Raw genomic sequence first — 18,304 nt, forward strand, 5'->3', positions numbered from 1 at the left:
AAGTTCTTGTCCGCCGTGTTTTTTCGGCGGACAAGATATAATCAATGAATATTAATATCGTGAAGAGTAATTCTATGAAAAAGAAAACCATTGTTAGTTTGATGTTCATGTTGTGTCTCGTTGCACAACAAGTTGCCGCTGCTGCTAGATTTCGCATTAGAGTACGTGGCGGAGGTTCGGATGATGTCGAAAGCGGTCCGTTAACTTGGATTATTTATGGCGTTGTTGCTATTGCCATTCTGGGCGGATTGTATATTTACATGACCGAATTAAAGAGCCTTGTGCTTAAAATATTTGGTGGCCTACGTATGGATGATAAAACCACATTAACCAAAGACCAACAGCGTAAGATGCTTTTGAGCAGCGTAAGTGCAGCATACGAAAAAGTGATATTGAACAGCCTGAAGACTGGTATGGCCCGAACAGAGCGTGATGATTACTTAAAGGAGCATTGGGACGTTGACGGACACGACTCGGCTATCAACGTATTAAACGACTGGAAGGCCGCTTGTACAAAAAACTTTATACCACATATCGGCGAAGCTTTCAAACTTAAAGAGCAGCAGCCTATCGATAAGTATCTCAACGACACCTTTGTGCTGGATAAAGACGCACGGGCTTGTGCCAGGCAGATAGAGAATGCTTTTAAAATGATGCCTAAACTCGTGAAACTAGGAATAGTTAAGGACGAAACAGACTTTGTGCGTATTGGGGCAGATGGTTATTACATTTCTGTTCTAGTTTATCTCGCTCGTTTGTGTGCCGAGTCTAAGTATATCAGCGAGGAAGAAATGTGGCAATATGTAGATGCTGCTGACGAATTTGCCCATCAGTCGCTCACTTCTTGGGAAGATTATGGAAAGAGTTACCTCATTGGGTACGCCCTATGGCTTGGTAGTGGTATCCAATTGAAGATGCAGGCAGATGTTGTGAAGAAACTGATAGAGAACCCGAAGAGTCCTTGGAACAGTTTCCCTTTTGCTAAATAAACAGATAATGGCCCTTTGCAGACATTGAATTATGGCTGCAAAGGGCTAATTGTCTCAAGCAAAGACAACTTGGTGCTCATTGATGCAGGCTGTTTAGAACAAGCGGATTGCATATAACCTCGCTGATAGCGGCTAATGCAAGTAGCGTACATTACTTTGATGTAGACTTGTTCTGTGGAGAAAGTTCTGTGGAGAAAGTTTCATGGAGAAAGTTAAGAGAGAATTTTTTGATGTAGACTTGTTCTGTGGAGAAAGTTAAGAGAGAAATTTCTCGTCTACTTATTAACTTGTCTTCTCATCCACTTGTTAACCGTTCCTTTGCCTAGTCATTCTCTTGTCTACTCTTTTTTGCCAACTCGTTCTCTTGTCTACTCGTTCTCTTGCCAACTCATTCACTTGCCAACTTGTTCTCTTGTCTACACGTTTTCTTGTCTACTCGTTTTCCTGTCTACTTGTTCTCTTGTCTACACGTTTTCCTGTCTACTTGTTCTCTTGCCTACTTGTTCTCTTGTCTACTCGTTTTCTTGTCTACTCGTTCTCTTGCCAACTCGTTTTCTTGCTAACTCGTTCTCTTTTCTGCTTGTTCTCTTGTATACTTGTTTATTAGTCTACTTATTTACTCGTCTTTTTGTTGGTTTTTGTCCAATTTTTAGTAAGTGTTTTAACATTATGAGTGCCTTTTCATTCACCAATCGCCCACCTCGCCCCAAAAAATCGATTCTCGCGAAGGTTGGTTTTGATGCAAAAAGGAGGTAGTCTGTGAGTGCATCAAAATGAATTTTTATTTAAAATAATCGCTATTTGCACCCGTTTGGGTGCTATTTGCTGCTAAACGCAGTGTGTTTTGGTGCTAAATGCAGTGTGTTTTGGTGCTAAATGCAGTGCGTTTTGATGCTAAATGCAGTGCGTTTTGGTGCTAAATGCAATGCGTTTTGGTGCTAAATGCAGTGTGTTTCGATGTAAAATGCGAGTCGAAAAGCATAAAAACACACTACAATCGTATAAATATAACCTTTAAGATCCATTAAATACATGCTCGAAAAGGGCGAAATAGTCGTTAAAAAGTAGGTTTTTAGGGACTAAAAGCATGTAATTGGGCTTGAAAAATGACGAGCTGGCAACCAAACTAGAAAGGCTAAATGGTGCAAAATGCAGCCTTTTTCTTGAAAATGGACAAGGCACAAGGCGTAAAAAACCAGAAATCGTGGCTATTTACCTGCTTTTTAGCCTATAATTTCGCTAGAACGGAGTGAAAATTAGAACGCTTTTGTAAAATAAAAGTAATAATTTGGGTTTTGAGTTGATGAGTTGATGAGTTCGTAAGTTGGTGGGTCTGTAAGTTTGTGAGTTATTGAGTTGACGAGCTTGTGAGTTGGTGAGCTTGTGAGTTGGTGAGTTGGTGAGTTGGTGAGTTATTGAGTTTTGTTAGTTGAGGGGTTAGTACGTTTGAGAATTATTGGGATTATTAGTTTTCAAAGGTAACTATTCAGCAACAATGAACGTTGATTATCAAGAACTTATAAACTTAATATTGCGGCAAAAAGGCTCGAAATGACATTACTTTACCAGAATTTGTATGTGTCTGTTTGTGTAACTTGTTGATAATCGATAATAGTTTATACGCCTTATTGTTGAATAGTTACTTTTCAAAGTTACGAGTTATGAAGTTTGTTAGTTGTTGAGCGTGTGAGTTATGATGTCTATTAGTTATAATGTTGGTGTGTTATTAAGCAGTTAAGTTGGTTATTTTTTCATCATACTCCTAGATATTTAGACCTCCTTAGCTCTTTAGTGTTTGTTTTCAAAAGAAAGTATAGAGGCAGTTTATACCCATTAATCCGAATAGATGTTGGCACTAAAAAACCGCCGACAACATTGCCGACGGTTTATAGCTGTTATTGTTTGTGTGCACCTTAAAGCCCAGGTGCGTTGTGTTCGGTTAATTGGCAGCTTGAAACTCTTGCAAGAAACGCACGTCGTTCTCGGAGAACATACGCAAGTCGGCCACGTGATATTTCAAGTTGGTGATGCGTTCTATGCCCAAACCAAAGGCGTAACCCGAATAAACGGTGCTGTCTATGCCGCAGGCCTCAAGCACATTGGGGTCTACCATGCCACAACCAAGGATTTCAACCCAACCCGTGTGTTTGCAAAATCCACAGCCCTCGCCGCCGCAGATGTGGCAAGAGATGTCCATTTCTGCACTTGGTTCGGTGAAGGGGAAATAGCTTGGACGCAGGCGGATGTCGGTGTCGGGGCCGAAAAGTTCGCGAGCAAAGGTGAGCAACACCTGTTTTAGGTCGGTAAACGACACGTTTTTGTCGATGTACAAGCCTTCTAATTGATGGAAGAAACAGTGCGCACGTGCCGAGATAGCCTCGTTGCGGAACACGCGCCCTGGGCAAATCACACGGATGGGTGGCTGTTGGCGTTCCATCACTCGGCTTTGGTCGTTAGACGTATGCGAGCGCAAAATAACATTCTTCGTTACATCGCTGGGATTTGTCTCGATAAAAAAGGTGTCCTGCATGTCGCGTGCGGGATGGTCGGGTGCGAAGTTCAGTTTGGTAAACACGTGCAGGTCGTCGTCGATTTCCGGTCCTTCGGCTAGTGTGAAACCCATTCGTTGGAAGATATCGATGATTTGGTTGCGCACAATGGTTAGCGGATGGCGTGTTCCAAGCTTGATGGGGTAGGGCGTACGTGTAAGGTCGGGCGCGTCTTCGGCCTTCTTTTGTGTACCCACAGCCTCTTTCAGTTCGTTCAGCTTGTCTTGTGCAAGCTGTTTCAACTCGTTGATTTTCATTCCTACCGCTTTCTTTTGGTCGGCAGCCACATTACGGAAGTCGGCCATAAGGGTGGTAATCTCACCTTTTTTGCTGAGATATTTCAGGCGCAGTTGTTCAATTTCGTCGGCGTTTTGTGCCGAGAGATTGCTCACTTCGTTCAACAGTTGGTCTATTTTATCGAGTATCATCTTTTATTGTGTTATTACAATTTGGATGCAAAGTTAATATTTTTATATTGAAATAAACATGGTGTGGAAATAAAGTTGTACTTTTGCATCAACTAGGACACATTTTGGCTGTGCAGAAAAGCGCATGCCGAGTTGCCCACTTTACGTTAAGAATAATTTGAGAGACTAACAAAAGGATATAGGAAACGAAAGGAAAGAGGATGAAGAAACTTATTTTCTTTGCTATAATGGTTGTGCTACTGATAGCGATGGGGAGCACAACCACGGGTTGTACGGATAAGAAACCGACAACCGCCGAGAGTACGCGCACTGATACAATTGTGGGCGATACCGCAACGCGCGACACGCTTGAGAGTATTATCGAAGAACAACCCATGCCGAAGGCGGCAGACGAATTGTTCGACGACTTTGTGTTCAACTTTGCTGCAAACCGCAAGTTGCAGTTTGCGCGAGTAAAGTTCCCATTGGACGTTTACCAAAACGATAAGGTGGCGAAACGTATTGAAAAGAAAGATTGGCGCATGGAACACTTCTTTATGAAGCAGGGTTATTATACGCTAATCTTCGATAACGCCAAGCAAATGGAATTGGTGAAAGACACAACGATAAGCCATGTGGTTATTGAGAAGATTGCGTTCAACAACAAATCGGTTAAGCAATTCCTCTTCAACCGCGTAAACGGACAGTGGATGCTTACATCGATGAACCTAAAAGCCATGTACGAAACCACTAATGCTTCGTTTTTGCAGTTTTATCAACGCTTTGCATCGGACAGTGCGTTTCAAGTTCAAAGTCTGAACGCCTTGGTTGAGTTCACCGCTCCCGACCCCGACGATGATTTCGGATCTATCACTGGTTCTATCTCGCCCGAACAATGGCCGTCGTTCAAGCCGGGGCTTATTCCGAAGGGCGAGATTTACAACATTATCTATGGCCAGAAGTACATGGAGAGCAACCGCAAGCTGTTTGTTATCCGTGGCGTGGCCAATGGTATGGAAACAGAAATGTACTTCAAGAAGTTGAAAGGCAAATGGAAACTCGTGAAGTTTAACAGCTAGGCTTTTATTTTGTGCATGACAGAGCATTACGATTACGATCTTACTCAACATAACACCTTTGGCATTAAGGCGAGGTGTAAGCGATATGTGGCCTTCGATACCGTGGCAGAGGCGCAGAAGGCTTTGCCAAAGCTGGTGAGTGCCAACGAACGATTGCTGATTTTGGGCGGTGGTAGCAACTTGTTGCTGACGGGCGACTTCGACGGAACGGTAATACATTCGCACATTATGGGCATGGAACAGCACGATGCCGGCGAAGAACACGTGCTGTTGCGTTGCGGTTCGGGGTTGGTGTGGGACGAGGTGGTGGCTCAGTGCGTGGCCGATGGCCTGTATGGAGCCGAAAACTTGTCGCTTATTCCTGGCGAAGTGGGGGCTAGTGCTGTACAAAACATTGGCGCATACGGTGCGGAGGTGAAAGATTTGATAACTACTGTGGAGGCCGTAGAGATAGGAACAGGCCGCATTGTGCACTTTACCAATGCCCAATGTGAGTATGCTTATCGCCAAAGTCGTTTTAAACGCGATTGGAAAAATCGTTTTTTCATCACCCATGTCACCTATCGGCTCTGTCGAACCTTTGTTCCACATCTTGATTATGGCAACATTAAGGCTGCATTGGCCGAGAAAGGCATCGTTATGCCCACGGCCATAGAGTTGCGCCAGGCCATTATTGACATTCGAAAGGCTAAGTTGCCCGACCCCAAAGTGGAGGGTAATGCAGGCAGCTTTTTTATGAATCCCATCGTGGAACGAAGTAAATTCGAGGCCTTGTTGGCCCTTTATCCCGACATGCCACATTATATAATAGACGCCGACAGGGTGAAAATACCCGCAGGTTGGATGATAGAACAATGCGGATGGAAAGGAAAGGCGTTGGGTAGGGCAGGCGTTCATCACAAGCAAGCATTGGTTTTGGTGAACAAGGGCGGTGCCGAGGGTAGCGACGTGCTGGCTCTTTGCCGTCGAATACAAGCTGATGTGAAGGCAAAGTTTGGCATAGACATCTATCCAGAGGTTAACATACAATGAAAATCACGTTATTAGGAACGGGCACTTCTAATGGTGTACCCGTGTTAGGTTGTGGTTGTGAGGTTTGCCGAAGCGACAATCCCAAAGACAAACGCATGCGATGTGCATTGCTTGTTGAAAGCAAAGAGCATCGTGTGCTGGTAGATTGCGGTCCCGACATCCGCATGCAGCTGATGCCGCAAGCCTTTCGGCCCATCGATGCAGTGTTGCTTACCCACATACATTACGACCATGTGGGTGGCATTGACGACCTACGGCCCTATTGTAGCTTTGGGGACATCCACCTTTACGGTAACGTTGACACCGTAAAGGGATTGAAACACAACATGCCTTATTGCTTTTCAGACGACCTTTATCCTGGTGTTCCGCTGCTGAAACTGCATGCCATCGAACCCCATCGGCCTTTAATGTTCGGCGACATCAACGTGATGCCCTTCGTGGTGCAGCACGGACAGATGCCCATCTTGGCCTACAGGTTTGGCAAATTGGCCTACATCACGGACATGAAGACCATTGGCAACGACGAGTTGCAGTACCTTAAAGATGTGGAAGTGCTGATAATAAATGCCTTGCGGTTTGAAAAAGAACACCATTCTCACCAATTGGTGAGCGAGGCCATCGACTTTTCACGGCAGTTAGGAGCAAGGCGAACAATACTAACGCACCTTACTCACCAGATAGGTTTGCACGAAAAGGCCAGTAAAAGGTTGCCTATCGGCGTGGAATTTGGGTATGATGGAATGCAGGTCGAGCTTTAAAAACCCGACCCACATTTACCATTTTAGTCTGAAAAGCGGCTTTCCGCTGAACTTTCGATATAGTTTCCACCCTAATATAAGGGCGTCTAACACGCCTGCTCCCGTGTTTAACACGTCGGTAAAACGCTTGGAAGGTGAGGTGTCCGCTTGTTCGTTGGGCCGGAACAGCTTATCCCACAGCGTCTTTATTTTCGCGTCCTCCTCTTCAATTTGCTTTTTCAAGGCCTCCTTTCGGGCCCTTATCTGTGTTAGCGACCTATACGATGGTGTTTGTATCGTTTCGTTTTCCATCATGTTAATCCATTAAGATACTTGCAAGAATTCTAACCACGGGTTTCTCTATCCATTGCTTGCGGAAAGCGAAAATGAGCAGAAAGAGAGCCAAGTAGAAGGCGGCCACGATGCAGAAACTAGCTGCCATGCCCAATTTGGGTGCCATGGCGTAGGCCGCAGCGAACGAACCGAAGATGGCAATCATCAGTATCGAGGCCGTGAGGATGCCCAACAAGGTGGCAACGGTGATGAGGCGCACCACCTTTTCGATTACATCGAGCTTCACAAATTCCTTTTGAAGCCCGATGTAATCTTTGAGCACCTCCACGAGTTGCCCGATGGTTTGCACGTTGTTGTCTGTCGAGAACATGGCCATGTTATTCAACAATCGACTCGGGAACGGCGTCCTTGATGTCGTCAACAAGGTCGTCAACCTGCTTGCGGCTCAACTTGAGGTTGTGTCTTTTGCAGAAGTCGTCAACGGCATCCGATATTTTGCCACGTGTTTCTTCGCCCTTTTCAGGAGCAACAAGCAGCCCTAGGGCTGCACCAGCGATGGCGCCGCCTAAGAATGCGCCAATGTAACCTAATGCTTTCATACCTTTTGCTTTTAATTGTTTATGTATGTGTATTAATAAAATAAGTATTGATCGCTTTTGTAAAGGCATACTAGCCTCATGGCATTCAATATAAAAGCAAATGTAGTAAAACTATGACAAAGCTCAAAATCTTTGCGTCATTATTTATGTTAAAAAGCGTGTAGAGTGCTCAATTAACAAACTTTATGCGAGCATATCTCGTGTTTTAGTTATATATTTTGTAATTTCGCCCATCATAAAGCGATTGTAAGTTTAATTCTAAATAGGATAGAAGATGAAGAAAAGTATGATTTTATGCGCCAGCTTGTGTGCTGCATTTATGTTGTCGAGCTGTGGATCGAGCAAGGAAAGTGCCTACAAGAGGGCTTACGAAAAGGCAAAGTCGCAAGAGCAGACGTCTGGTGAGAGCGCTGCGCCTGTTGTGACGCCCGTAGAGGAGTCGCCCGCAACACAGATAACCGTGGAAGAGAGTGTTGAAAATGCCTCAGTAAGGCAAGAGAACGTCACTGTTGTGAGCGGTTCCGGTCTGAATGATTACAGCGTTGTCGTTGGGTCTTTCTCATTGAAGACCAATGCCGAAGGGCTTTATAATAAGTTGAAGAGCGAAGGCCACGACGCACGTCTGGCATACAATGCCGACCGCAACATGTATCGCGTTGTTGCAGCCTCGTTCACATCGAAAGCCGATGCTGTAACTTCTAGAAATGAATTCCGTGCTACTTATCCCGACGCTTGGTTGCTATATAGAAAGTAAACCAACGTGGCCAGGATATTATCCGTAGATTACGGACAGAAAAGAACAGGCATCGCTGTTACCGACCCGCTGCAAATTATCTGCAACGGGTTGGTAACAGTTTCTTCGTCTACATTGGTCGACTTCCTGCTCGACTACACCAAACGGGAGGAGGTGGAGCTGATTGTTGTGGGCGAACCAAAACAAACTAATGGGCAACCCAGCGAAAACCTCGAACGCGTGAGGCAGTTCGTGGCGCGATGGAAGAAAGCGTGCCCCACAATACCCGTCGTATATTACGATGAAAGGTTTACGTCGGTGCTGGCTCATCGGGCCATGATCGACGGAGGCTTGAAGAAAAAAGCCCGACAAGATAAGGCGTTGGTCGACGAGATTAGCGCTACAATCATTCTACAAAGTTATCTAGAATCAAAAAGAAGATGATATTACCAGTATATATATATGGACAACAGGTGCTGCGTAAGGTGGCACAAGACATTCCGTTGGACTATCCCAACTTGAAAGAACTAATCCAAAGCATGTTCGAAACAATGGAAGCCAGCGACGGCATCGGGCTGGCCGCACCGCAAATTGGTTTAGACATCCGTTTGTTGGTGGTAGACCTTGACGTGTTAGCCGAGACTTATCCCGAATATAAGGGGTATAGAAAGGCGTTTATCAATCCCCATATCGTTGAGATTGACGAGCAATCGCCTACCGAGAGCTTAGAGGAAGGCTGCCTTTCGCTGCCAGGCATACACGAAAAGGTAACGAGACACACGCGCATCCGTATGCAATATGTTGACGAAGACTTAAAGCCGCACGACGAATGGTTCGAAGGTTATCTCACTCGCGTGCTGCAACACGAGGTAGACCACCTTGACGGCATCCTCTTCACCGACCACCTTTCGCCTTTCCGCAAGCAGCTCATTAAAAATAAATTGAAGGCACTGCTGCAAGGCAAATTCCGCTGCGGATACCGCACGAAGCAAGCAACGCGCTAAGCACCTCTTCGTTAATCCGAGCGTGCAAAGCCAAACTTGTTTGTCCTTTGCAGGGAACGTTAAACCGTTTTCATCGCAATGAGAAAAAGCGAAACAGCCTTTGCGCCTTAACAGCGCCAACAGTATTACATCAGAATTTATTGCCATAGGTTGCATGAGAAGAAAGATTGCACTTGTTTTTTTCGCACTAGTCGCGTTCATTGCCCGTGCGCAGTTCAACGTAGATAGGCTGATGACTAGTGGACAGATAGCCCTCCATTACGAGGACTACGTGCTTTCCATGCAATATTTCAACCAGATAATCTCACTTCGGCCTTACCTTTACCAGCCGTGGCAATACCGCGCCATCGCCAAATTCTATCTGGACGACTACGTGGGAGCCGAAGAGGATGCCGGCGAGGCCATCAGTCTGAACCCCTACATCGAGGACATTTACGACCTTCGAGCCATCTCGCGCATCAGGCAAAGCAAGTATCAAGAGGCAATAACCGATTACAACCGCGCCATCAAGCTCAATCCGAGCAACCGAAACTATTGGTACAATCGCGCTGCCTGCCGCATGAACGACAAGGATTATGCAGGTGCGCACCACGATATTGACACGATTGTGTCGCGTTGGGCCGACTATGCCAATGCCTATACCCTAAACGCGGAGGTGTATTTGCACGAAAAAGACACGCTGAAAGCGGCCGAATGGCTGGACAAAGGCTTGAAACTAGACCCATACGACGCCAATGTATGGACCATGAGAGCCTACATCAGTCTGTCGCGAAAGCAATGGCGCGAGGCTGATGAGTTCTTGGGAAAGGCCATTCACCTGAAATCCAAGAACGTGGACAACTATCTTAACCGCGCCATTGCTCGCGTTAACCTAAATAATTTGCGTGGAGCAATGGCCGATTACGACCTTGCACTGGAACTGGACCCCAACAATTTTCTTGGACATTACAACCGCGGACTACTTCGTTTGCAGCTGGGCGACGATAATAGGGCCATCGCCGACTTCGATTTCATCATCAAGATGGAACCAAACAACTTCATGGCCGTGTTCAATCGTGGCATACTTCACGAGAAAACGGGTAACATACGCGCCGCCATCGACGACTATTCTAGGGTCATCAAGCAGTTTCCCAACTTTTGGGTGGGGCTTTCTTATCGTGCCCGTTGCTATCGCCGACTAGGCATGGTGGCCAAGGCCGAACTCGACGAGTTTAAGATTTTCAAAGCGCAGATGGACAAACGCTTGGGCGTTCAGGCGCGTTGGACGCGTGCCAAGCTGAAAGAGGTGCGCAAGCGTAGCGAGATAAACATGGACAAGTACAACCAAATGGTGGTGAGCGACGAGAACGAAGTGGCCCACGAATACGAAAGTCGCTACCGCGGACGCGTGCAAGACAACGCCACCAGCACATCGCTCATGCCCATGTTCCACCTTTCGCTCGTGCCATACGCCAACGGAATACGTTCTTATCAGGCTTTCGACCGCGACGTAGAACAGTTTAATCGCGTGGCAAAACTTGGCCGTCCCTTATACGTTGCTTGTGGAAATGAACAGTTAGACGAACGCCACTCGAAAGATTTCTTTGTCCTTGCCGAGTCGTTGACGCAGAGAATAGGTGCCAATGCCAACAATGCTGAATTGCGTGCCTTGCTCTTACAGCGTGCGGTGACCTACGGAACACTGCAAAATTTCGATGCAGCGATAGCCGACCTCACAACGTTGCTCTCGCTCGATAGCACCTCCGTCCTGGCCTATTGGCATCGGGCCGTGTGCCAAACGGCCATGAGCGGTTTCAAGGCATCCAATGGAGCGGATGCTAAATTGTTGGAAGCAGGCGCATTGTCCGACTTGAACCGAGCCATAACCCTACAACCTCAAAGTGCTTACCTATATTATTGTAGGGCGAACTTGTACTACAACCAAGGCAACAACGACAAAGCCATTGCAGATTATACGACAGCCATCAAACTAGACAGTCGGTTTGCCGAGGCCTATTTCAATCGCGGACTGGCCCATGTTGCCCGTGGCGAACGCCCGCAAGGCGTTAAAGACCTTAGCAAGGCAGGCGAACTAGGCCTTTATTCGGCCTACAACATCATCAAGAAAAACAGTGCCACGACTGCAAAGAAGAAGTAAAGCTTGGCGCGTATAACGTTTTTTACCACAGCATTGTTGGCCAAACCATATACTACAAACCCTTTTGCGCAGGTGCTACAAGCGGCTTGTAGTGGAGCTACCAGTGGCTTGTAGTTGCGGTACAAGCAACTTTGTATTGTTTTTAAGCAACGTTAATGACTCCTTAACTGTTGGCTATTTCACTTCGTTTGTTCAAGCACATCAGCAAATGTTTTGGGTAGAATGATGTTTGTCATCGAAATGGCGTTTTGAAACAGTGGGGCAATCTCCCCATCTGTAAAGCCTGCAATGCCACACCCAATCCTTGTAACTAAGAATGTGTATTCGGGATGTTTGCTTGCAAAGCTGATGAACTTGTCTACAAACGGGCGTATTGTTTCTACTCCGCCTTCCATTGTCGGGATGGCGTAGGATTGGCCTTGCAGTCCGTCTCCTTTTCCCCATACCGCACCAAACTTGTTGAGTGCCATGCGTGCGGCACCTCCGCCGTGATAACCTTGAATGTTGCTGCCAAACACAAATATCTCGTTTGGGGCGAGTGTTGTTATTTGCTCTTCCGTGAATCGTTTCATCTTGTTTCCCCCTTTCTTGTAGGTTTGATGCCTATGACGTGCTGTCGGTTCATTATTTACTGGCAAAGTTACGCCTATTTCGTTTACGATGCAATAGCAGAAAGGCTTTTATTGACAACGAAGTCGTCCTAGCTTTTAGTCTTTCTACAAATTGAGAGAAACCTATGGTTTTGTGCAGCAAAACCAAGATAAACGCCCCGCCCATGTACGAAGTGCCAGCCAAGGGTACCATGAAATCTGAAATTCCGCCCTATTCGTCTGCGGCAAAACATGGCCATGCCTCAAAAAAAAGGTAGCCTGGCGGAAGTTTTCAATACATTCTTTACAAGTTGAAAGCATCTTTCCAGTGGCACATAATGAGGAAAAAGTAAAGCGCACTTCTTTATGTTTCTTATGTTTTTATGTCAAAATGGACGTATTTAGGTCACAATACGCAAAGATGAATGTTTTCGCTAAGCCAAATGAACAATGTCGAGCTTGCTCAAACATTGTCATGGCAAGAAAACGCACTTTTCGAGTAACGGGAAAAGAACGATTAACCCGCTCACTTATCCACTCGTCAACTTGTCCACTCGCCAACTTGTCCACTCGTCAACTTACCAAATATTGTCAGCTTTTCAGTAAGAAATTTAACACTATGAGTACCCTTTTTATCCACCAACTGCTCACCTTACCGCAAAAAATCGATTCTCGCGAAGGTTTGTTTCGATGCCAAACAGGGTAAGATTGTGCATGCGGCAAAATGAATTTTTATTTAAAGAAAACGTCCTTTGCACCATTTTCGGGGCTGTTTGGTGCAAAATTAGTGCGTTTTGCCGCTAAATGCAGTGCGTTTTGATGCTAAATGCAGTGCGTTTTGGTGCTAAATGCAGTGCGTTTTGGTGCTAAACGCAAGGCAAAATGGTGCTAAATGCAGTGAGATTTGCCGCAAAATGCAAGACAAAAAGTATAAACATTCATAGCAATTGTATAAACAAAACCTTTTAGAACCACTAAAAACATAGTTCGAAAAGGCAAAATGGCCATGAAAAAGTGGGGTTTTAGGGGCTAAAAGTGGGTAATCGGGCTTCAAAAATCATGAGTTGGCAACCAAATTAGAAAGGCAAAATGGTGCAAAATGCAGGTTCTAGGCTTAAAAATAGACAACCCCCAAGGCACGGAAGGGTAGAAATAGTGGATTTTTACCGACTTTATAACCAATATTTTTGCTAGAACGGAGCGAAAATTAGAGTGGTATTGTAAAATAAAAGATAACAATTTAAGTTTTAGAGTTGATGAACTTTTGAGTTGATGAGGTTGTAAGTTGATGGTCTTTTGGGTTGGTGAGCTTTTGGGTTGATGAATTTGTGAGTTGAAGAACTTGTGAGTTTGCAAGTTAATTAGTTGGTGAGCTGGCCAGTTGAAGTCTTCTGGAGTTGTTGGGTCTTAGTTAGTTTATATGGCCGTGAGTTGACTTGTGCTACACGTTTCTCCATTTGGAGAAAGATTAAACGTCAAAACAACTTCGGCATGTAACTAACTGTCTTCTAAAAACTATTGCCAGAACGGATGGTGGATAGATGTGCGCGAAATGTGTTTGTAGCGAATGTGTTTTTACCATTCATCATCGTTTTACACATGATTATATAATAAGAGCGTTTTCGCTAAGCCAAATGAACGATGTCGAGCTTGCCAGAACATTGTCATGGCGAGAAAACGCACTTTTCGAGGAACGAGAAAAGAAGGGGTGCTTGTTGGTGAAGAAACTCCCTGTTTAAACACTGCAAATCCCTTGGATAAGTGCTGTTACAAGGGCAAAAGAGTTGCCAATGCTCTTGGATTTTACTGCTTACAAATCGCGTGGTTGGACATTATTCTTAGCGTAAAATTTGTTTTTCTCCGCATATAGCGTTAACTTTGCAAAGTCGTTAGGAAGAAAACGCCATCTAATTTTGCCAGTTTGGTTGTGCCTTGTGTACGACAAGGGCAGGGTAGGGCGGTACTTTTGCGCGACGCTCATTATTATTAAAAGATAAGGATATGAAGAAATTGGTATTGCTTTCAATGATGCTTTTTGCATTTGTTGGATTTGCTGTGGCACAGCAACAGGCAGAAATTAAATTTGATAAGATTACCCATAACTTTGGTACTTTCAGTGAAAAGAACCCTGTTCAGGAATGCACCTTCACCTTTACCAATGTAGGAAAGACCCCCCTTGTCATCAACGAGGCCACGGCTAGCTGTGGCTGCACTGTCCCCTCGTACCCCAAAACGCCCATTAAACCAGGTGAAAAGGGCGAAGTGAAAGTTGTTTATAATGGCAAGAACATGTTTCCTGGCCACTTTAAGAAAACCATCACTATCCGTACCAACGGTGTTACTGAAATGACACGCATCTATGTGGAGGGTGTTATGGAAGAGGCGAAGTAGCTAAACGGCAGACGAACGTTTTCGTTAAGCCAAGTGAACGATGTCGAGCTTGCTCGAACATCGTCATGGCGAGAAAACGCACTTTTCGAGGAACGAGAAAAGAACGTTTTTCGTTAAGCCAAATGAATGATGTCGAGCTTGCTCGTAAATTGTCATGGCGAGAAAACGCACTTTTCAAGGAACGAAAAAAGAACGGTTTTCGTTAAGCCAAATGAACGATGTCGAGCTTGTTCGTACATTGTCATGGTGAGAAAACGTACTTTTCAAGGAACGAAAAAGAACGAAATTGACTGGCTATAAAACGCTACACGAACAAAGATTGTTCTGTAAGCGAATTTTATAGGATTAGCCCTAAATTATAAGGTGTTTAAAGCGTGGCTTTAAGCACCTTTTTTGTAACTTTGCACCATTATGCAACTCGAAATACTCTCACAGTCCGATTCTAATACCTTGAACGGATTGATACAAGCGGCAAACAACATCGTGGTTTGCTGCCATAAGTCGCCCGATGGAGATGCTATCGGCTCTTCATTGGCGTGGGCCGAATACCTGCGGCAAGTGGGTAAGGAGCCGCTCATCATCGTTCCCGACGCCTTCCCCGATTTCCTTAGATGGTTGCCAGGCGTAGAAAAGGTGATGCGTTACGACAAACACACCGCCGTTTGCAAAGAACGTATTGCCGAGGCAGACCTTATTTTCTGCCTAGACTTTAATGCAACGAACCGTGTTGACGACATGCAGCAGGCCTTGGAAACCACCACAGCCCAGCGAGTTGTGCTCGATCATCACCTCAACCCGCAGATGGATGCTCGCCTGATGGTGTCGTTGCCGCAGATGAGCAGCACCTGCGAAATCGTGTTCCGCATCGTTTGGCAGCTCGGAGGTTTCGAAATGTTCAGTAGGCAGGCCGCCATTGCCGTGTATTGTGGCATGATGACCGACACGGGAGGCTTTACTTATAACTCCACTCGCCCCGAAATATATGTCATTATCGGGCATTTGCTGACCAAAGGGTTTGATAAAGACAAGGTATATCGCAACGTTTACAACAATTATAGCTCGTGGGCCATCCGTTTCCGCGGCTACCTGATGAGCCAGAAACTCAATGTGCTGAACGAACTTAACGCCTCGTACTTTTGCATTACGCGCCAAGACATGAAGAATTTTCATTTCGTTAAGGGCGATGCCGAAGGGCTTGTTAACGAGCCTTTGCGTATAAAAGGGCAGAAATTGGTTATTTCGTTGCGCGAAGATACCGACAAAGACAACCTCATTTTGGTAAGCCTGCGTTCGGTAGACGACTTTCCTTGCAACGAGATGGCGGAGCGTTTCTTCAACGGCGGCGGCCATCTCAATGCCAGTGGGGGTAAGCTTTTCTGTTCGATGAGCGAGGCCGAGCGCGTTGTTCGCGATGCCATCATTGCCTATTCGGGGCGTTTGCGGGCTTGACCAACGTCGTTTTCGCGGTTTTGGTGTGGCATTAAGGTTGCTTCGCTGCACCCGCTTTGCCCCCGACATGTGGGATTTGGACGGCCAACAGATGTGTAAAAATCCAAAAATACGAGGTCGTTCATCCCGAAAACGTAATATTTTTATTATCTTTGCAGCATTGTGGACGAGGTGTAGCCCAATGTTCCTGACGGAGCGAATGGCAGTAACGGCAGTCTGCAACCTCATCATATAAAACTTAAACGACGAATGAAGAAATTGTTCTTTTCTCTTTTCCTCTTGGCGGGTGCGCTCTCGTGGCAATCGTGTAGCAGGTACGAAACCTATGCCGACCAAGTGGAATCAGAACGAAACGCCATCAGTAATTACATCACGAAGAAGAACATCAAAGTTATTAGCGAAAACGAATTTGTTGCAAACGGTGAGACTACCGACACGGCTAAGAACGAATATGTGCTCTTTGAGAGTTCGGGTGTGTACATGCAAATCGTACATAAGGGTGTAGGTAAGAAGATTGAAAAAGGCGAACGCATGAATGTGACGTGCAGGTTCAGCGAAAGAAACTTGCTTACCGACAGCCTTGAACTTTCTAGTTTCCATCCGCGTTTTAGCGCTTGGCTTGATAGGATGGACGTAACAAACACTTCTGGCACGTTTACCGCAAGCTTTAATGGTAAGGGTGGACTGATGTACGTGGCACGCCAACGCACCAATGGGACGGCAGTTCCTTCTGGTTGGCTCACGCCTTTCTCCTATATATTGCTCGACAGGCTTTCTTCTTCCGAAGAGGCAGGTGCTCGCGTTCGCCTAATCGTACCCCACGACCGAGGTCATGGGGCGGCCGTGAATGGCGTGATACCTTATTTTTATGAGTTAGAATTGAGCAAGGCACGATAAAAAACATATTTGGTAATGACACTAATTAAATCTATTTCAGGCATCCGCGGTACAATTGGCGGAGGGGTTGGAGACACACTTAACCCGTTAGACATCGTTAAGTTTACTTCGGCATACGCCACTTTCATTCGTCAAAGCATGCCTAAGGGCAACAACACCATCGTTGTTGGCCGCGATGCACGTATTTCTGGCGATATGGTTAAGAACATTGTGTGTGGTACGCTCATGGGAATGGGCTTTGATGTGCTGAACATCGGGCTGGCCACAACGCCTACTACAGAGTTGGCCGTTACTATGGCAGGAGCCGATGGGGGTATAATTATCACAGCAAGTCATAATCCACGTCAATGGAACGCATTGAAACTACTAAACAATAAAGGTGAGTTTCTTACGGCCGAAGATGGCGCAAAGCTTTTGAAAATAGCCGATAAGGGCGACTTTACTTATGCGGATGTAGACCACTTAGGCCATTATACCGAGGACGATAGTTTCGACCAACGTCACATTGATAGTGTGTTGGCGTTAAAGTTGGTTGATGCCGATGCCATTCGTAAGGCTGGGTTTAAGGTCGTGGTCGATACAGTAAACAGCGTGGGAGGCGTTATCCTGCCCAAACTGCTCGACCAATTGGGTGTGAAATACACCATGCTCAACGACCAACCAACGGGAGATTTCGCCCATAACCCTGAACCTTTGGAGAAAAATCTCACAGAGATTATGACCGAGGTAAAGAAAGGAAACTACGATATGGGTATCGTAGTAGACCCCGATGTGGACCGTTTGGTGTTTATTTGTGAAGACGGAAAGATGTTCGGCGAAGAGTACACGTTGGTTAGTGTGGCCGACTATGTATTGTCGCAAACACCAGGCAACACCGTGTCTAACCTCAGTTCCACTCGTGCCCTGCGCGATGTTACCCTCAAACACGGCGGTCAATACACGGCTGCGGCTGTTGGCGAGGTGAACGTAACCACGCAGATGAAGGCCGTTAATGCAGTTATCGGCGGTGAAGGTAATGGTGGAGTAATCTATCCTGAGAGCCATTATGGGCGCGATGCTTTGGTTGGTATCGCCCTTTTCCTTAGCAATTTGGCACACAAGGGCTGCAAGGTGAGCGAACTGCGCGCCACTTATCCCAACTATTTTATCGCCAAAAACCGCATCGACCTCACGCCGTCTACCGATGTAGACGCCATTTTGGAGCGAGTAAAAGAACTGTATAAAGACGAGCAAGTGAACGATATTGATGGCGTAAAGATAGACTTTGCCGACAAATGGGTGCACTTGCGCAAGAGCAATACCGAGCCTATCATCCGTGTTTACAGCGAGGCTGCGACGATGGAAGATGCCGATGCAATCGGTAAAAAGCTGATGCAGGTGGTGTACGACATGAGTAAATAGCACAAACAAGGTTTTG

17 protein-coding genes are annotated in these 18,304 nt (G+C 45.8%); 12 read left to right on the forward strand and 5 right to left on the reverse strand.

Features of this window, described 5'->3' with window-relative positions; genetic code table 11:
• The first annotated feature begins 44 nt into the window (after window positions 1-44).
• Window positions 45-989 carry a DUF1266 domain-containing protein gene (locus BN93_RS04150; protein WP_019187095.1) on the forward strand — a complete coding sequence of 315 codons (945 nt, stop codon included), beginning with the start codon at window positions 45-47 and terminating at the stop codon, window positions 987-989.
• Between the two features lie 1,939 nt (window positions 990-2,928).
• Here the strand turns inward: BN93_RS04150 and pheS are convergent.
• A complete protein-coding gene (gene pheS / locus BN93_RS04155; RefSeq protein WP_019187097.1) occupies window positions 2,929-3,966 on the reverse strand; it encodes a phenylalanine--tRNA ligase subunit alpha in 1,038 nt (345 codons plus the stop codon).
• Between the two features lie 200 nt (window positions 3,967-4,166).
• Between pheS and BN93_RS04160 the strand changes: the two genes are divergently transcribed.
• The 3 genes from BN93_RS04160 to BN93_RS04170 are packed head-to-tail and all read left to right on the forward strand — an operon-like array spanning window position 4,167 to window position 6,814.
• Window positions 4,167-5,024 carry a DUF4348 domain-containing protein gene (locus BN93_RS04160; protein ID WP_019187098.1) on the forward strand — a complete coding sequence of 286 codons (858 nt, stop codon included), beginning with the start codon at window positions 4,167-4,169 and terminating at the stop codon, window positions 5,022-5,024.
• A gap of 15 nt (window positions 5,025-5,039) precedes the next feature.
• On the forward strand, window positions 5,040-6,056 hold the full coding sequence (gene murB, locus BN93_RS04165; RefSeq protein WP_019187099.1) for a UDP-N-acetylmuramate dehydrogenase: 1,017 nt from the start codon (window positions 5,040-5,042) through the stop codon (window positions 6,054-6,056).
• On the forward strand, window positions 6,053-6,814 hold the full coding sequence (locus BN93_RS04170; RefSeq protein ID WP_019187100.1) for an MBL fold metallo-hydrolase: 762 nt from the start codon (window positions 6,053-6,055) through the stop codon (window positions 6,812-6,814). The genes murB and BN93_RS04170 overlap by 4 nt, the downstream gene beginning before the upstream one ends.
• A gap of 15 nt (window positions 6,815-6,829) precedes the next feature.
• Here BN93_RS04170 and BN93_RS04175 read toward each other — a convergent pair whose 3' ends face one another.
• From BN93_RS04175 to BN93_RS04185, 3 genes are read right to left on the reverse strand one after another with little or no spacing between them, the layout of a single operon-like run.
• Window positions 6,830-7,105, reverse strand: a complete 276-nt coding sequence (locus BN93_RS04175; protein ID WP_044259830.1) for a hypothetical protein — start codon at window positions 7,103-7,105, stop codon at window positions 6,830-6,832.
• 4 nt (window positions 7,106-7,109) lie between these two features.
• Window positions 7,110-7,457, reverse strand: a complete 348-nt coding sequence (locus BN93_RS04180) for a hypothetical protein (protein WP_044259833.1) — start codon at window positions 7,455-7,457, stop codon at window positions 7,110-7,112.
• Between the two features lie 7 nt (window positions 7,458-7,464).
• Window positions 7,465-7,686 carry a YtxH domain-containing protein gene (locus BN93_RS04185; RefSeq protein ID WP_019187103.1) on the reverse strand — a complete coding sequence of 74 codons (222 nt, stop codon included), beginning with the start codon at window positions 7,684-7,686 and terminating at the stop codon, window positions 7,465-7,467.
• 274 nt (window positions 7,687-7,960) lie between these two features.
• Here BN93_RS04185 and BN93_RS04190 point away from each other — a divergent pair, with 274 nt between their 5' ends.
• From BN93_RS04190 to BN93_RS04205, 4 genes are all read left to right on the forward strand, one after another.
• Window positions 7,961-8,440 (forward strand): SPOR domain-containing protein, encoded by a 480-nt coding sequence (locus tag BN93_RS04190; RefSeq protein ID WP_009230068.1) that lies wholly within the window; start codon window positions 7,961-7,963, stop codon window positions 8,438-8,440.
• 6 nt (window positions 8,441-8,446) lie between these two features.
• Window positions 8,447-8,863, forward strand: coding sequence for a Holliday junction resolvase RuvX (ruvX, locus tag BN93_RS04195; protein WP_009230067.1), 417 nt, complete (start codon window positions 8,447-8,449; stop codon window positions 8,861-8,863).
• Window positions 8,860-9,423 (forward strand): peptide deformylase, encoded by a 564-nt coding sequence (gene def, locus BN93_RS04200; protein WP_019187104.1) that lies wholly within the window; start codon window positions 8,860-8,862, stop codon window positions 9,421-9,423. The genes ruvX and def overlap by 4 nt, the downstream gene beginning before the upstream one ends.
• Before the next feature lie 154 nt (window positions 9,424-9,577).
• A complete protein-coding gene (locus BN93_RS04205; RefSeq protein ID WP_044259834.1) occupies window positions 9,578-11,560 on the forward strand; it encodes a tetratricopeptide repeat protein in 1,983 nt (660 codons plus the stop codon).
• Between the two features lie 179 nt (window positions 11,561-11,739).
• Here the strand turns inward: BN93_RS04205 and BN93_RS04210 are convergent, their stop codons facing one another.
• Window positions 11,740-12,132, reverse strand: a complete 393-nt coding sequence (locus tag BN93_RS04210; RefSeq protein ID WP_019187106.1) for an A1S_2505 family phage non-structural protein — start codon at window positions 12,130-12,132, stop codon at window positions 11,740-11,742.
• A 2,019-nt stretch (window positions 12,133-14,151) separates the two neighbouring features.
• On the opposite strand from BN93_RS04210, the gene BN93_RS04215 reads away from it, so the two are divergent.
• From BN93_RS04215 to glmM, 4 genes are all read left to right on the forward strand, one after another.
• The gene (locus tag BN93_RS04215; RefSeq protein WP_009230063.1) at window positions 14,152-14,541 is read left to right on the forward strand and encodes a DUF1573 domain-containing protein; all 390 of its coding nucleotides are present in this window, start codon (window positions 14,152-14,154) and stop codon (window positions 14,539-14,541) included.
• Window positions 14,542-14,952: 411 nt separating this feature from the next.
• Window positions 14,953-15,990 (forward strand): DHH family phosphoesterase, encoded by a 1,038-nt coding sequence (locus BN93_RS04220; RefSeq protein WP_019187108.1) that lies wholly within the window; start codon window positions 14,953-14,955, stop codon window positions 15,988-15,990.
• Window positions 15,991-16,239: 249 nt separating this feature from the next.
• The gene (locus BN93_RS04225) at window positions 16,240-16,887 is read left to right on the forward strand and encodes a DUF4827 domain-containing protein (RefSeq protein ID WP_019187109.1); all 648 of its coding nucleotides are present in this window, start codon (window positions 16,240-16,242) and stop codon (window positions 16,885-16,887) included.
• 15 nt (window positions 16,888-16,902) lie between these two features.
• Complete coding sequence (glmM, locus tag BN93_RS04230) at window positions 16,903-18,288, forward strand: phosphoglucosamine mutase (protein WP_019187110.1); 1,386 nt, start codon at window positions 16,903-16,905, stop codon at window positions 18,286-18,288.
• The last annotated feature ends 16 nt before the right edge of the window (window positions 18,289-18,304 follow it).

Source organism: Prevotella conceptionensis 9403948, from assembly GCF_000312305.1.
In the GTDB taxonomy this organism is placed as follows: Bacteria; Bacteroidota; Bacteroidia; order Bacteroidales; family Bacteroidaceae; genus Prevotella; species Prevotella conceptionensis.

What these genes read in the sequence shown, in the direction of transcription:
- BN93_RS04150 (WP_019187095.1), top strand. Translation starts at nt 45, where the DNA reads ATGAATATTAATATCGTGAAGAGTAATTCTATGAAAAAGAAAACCATT.
- BN93_RS04185 (WP_019187103.1), bottom strand. Translation starts at nt 7,686, where the DNA reads ATGAAAGCATTAGGTTACATTGGCGCATTCTTAGGCGGCGCCATCGCT.
- BN93_RS04160 (WP_019187098.1), top strand. Translation starts at nt 4,167, where the DNA reads ATGAAGAAACTTATTTTCTTTGCTATAATGGTTGTGCTACTGATAGCG.
- glmM (WP_019187110.1), top strand. Translation starts at nt 16,903, where the DNA reads ATGACACTAATTAAATCTATTTCAGGCATCCGCGGTACAATTGGCGGA.
- BN93_RS04190 (WP_009230068.1), top strand. Translation starts at nt 7,961, where the DNA reads ATGAAGAAAAGTATGATTTTATGCGCCAGCTTGTGTGCTGCATTTATG.
- BN93_RS04170 (WP_019187100.1), top strand. Translation starts at nt 6,053, where the DNA reads ATGAAAATCACGTTATTAGGAACGGGCACTTCTAATGGTGTACCCGTG.
- BN93_RS04205 (WP_044259834.1), top strand. Translation starts at nt 9,578, where the DNA reads ATGAGAAGAAAGATTGCACTTGTTTTTTTCGCACTAGTCGCGTTCATT.
- BN93_RS04225 (WP_019187109.1), top strand. Translation starts at nt 16,240, where the DNA reads ATGAAGAAATTGTTCTTTTCTCTTTTCCTCTTGGCGGGTGCGCTCTCG.
- murB (WP_019187099.1), top strand. Translation starts at nt 5,040, where the DNA reads ATGACAGAGCATTACGATTACGATCTTACTCAACATAACACCTTTGGC.
- pheS (WP_019187097.1), bottom strand. Translation starts at nt 3,966, where the DNA reads ATGATACTCGATAAAATAGACCAACTGTTGAACGAAGTGAGCAATCTC.
- BN93_RS04180 (WP_044259833.1), bottom strand. Translation starts at nt 7,457, where the DNA reads ATGTTCTCGACAGACAACAACGTGCAAACCATCGGGCAACTCGTGGAG.
- BN93_RS04220 (WP_019187108.1), top strand. Translation starts at nt 14,953, where the DNA reads ATGCAACTCGAAATACTCTCACAGTCCGATTCTAATACCTTGAACGGA.
- BN93_RS04175 (WP_044259830.1), bottom strand. Translation starts at nt 7,105, where the DNA reads ATGGAAAACGAAACGATACAAACACCATCGTATAGGTCGCTAACACAG.
- BN93_RS04210 (WP_019187106.1), bottom strand. Translation starts at nt 12,132, where the DNA reads ATGAAACGATTCACGGAAGAGCAAATAACAACACTCGCCCCAAACGAG.
- BN93_RS04215 (WP_009230063.1), top strand. Translation starts at nt 14,152, where the DNA reads ATGAAGAAATTGGTATTGCTTTCAATGATGCTTTTTGCATTTGTTGGA.
- def (WP_019187104.1), top strand. Translation starts at nt 8,860, where the DNA reads ATGATATTACCAGTATATATATATGGACAACAGGTGCTGCGTAAGGTG.